The organism is Pseudomonas sp. MD195_PC81_125 (genome assembly GCF_014060985.1).
Classification (GTDB): Bacteria; Pseudomonadota; Gammaproteobacteria; order Pseudomonadales; family Pseudomonadaceae; genus Aquipseudomonas; species Aquipseudomonas parakoreensis.
The window spans coordinates 1-638 of sequence record NZ_JABULD010000755.1; the positions used below are offsets into that span (position 1 = coordinate 1).

The 638-nt window shown below is 57.2% G+C and carries 1 pseudogene; it reads left to right on the forward strand.

The window, feature by feature from the left end:
• A pseudogene (locus HT737_RS28835) lies at positions 1–572 on the forward strand (hypothetical protein); the annotation flags it as partial.
• Positions 573–638: the final 66 nt, after the last annotated feature.

Genomic DNA, 638 nt, shown 5'->3' on the forward strand with positions numbered 1-638 from the left:
GACGGCTCAAGCGTCAGCTGGAAGCCAAGTTTGCCTCATCTGCATTCGGCCATTCAGTTGCCGGACGCTAACCGCGAAGACGCGTTGACGAGTTTTGTCAGCGCCTATATCGATGAAGTACCAGACATGCTGGACGCAGCCAATGAAGTTGCCAGGGAAGCGGGAATCGAGTCGCAGATCAAACCGGTGCTGAAAATCGCCGAGCAGTACTTCCTCCAGCCGCCGGTCGGTCTGGACAGCCTGCTGGACGAAGCCTATCTGGCGCACCGCTTTGTCGAAGAGGTCAACGACCTGTACATCAAACACCTCGGCCAGCCACTGATCCCCTTGGACATGACGGTCGCCAACCTGATTGCTCACCAGCTGCTCGGTGAGGAATTTGCCAATCAACTGGATGAAGTCGTGCATCACACCATCGACGAGATGCTTGACGACGAGAGTTTTGCGCTGGAATCGGTAGAAGCCTACCGCGACAAAACTGAGCAGCCCGGACACCGGTGCGCCTGGAAGCGCTGGCCGTGCATGGGCGCCGCCTGGGCGTTGGCCTGGAGCTGGATCAGCCCGCTGCCTGAGTTACCCACAATCCAATGTAGGAGCTGCCGCAGGTGCGATCTTTTGATGTTGTTTCTAACAATCAA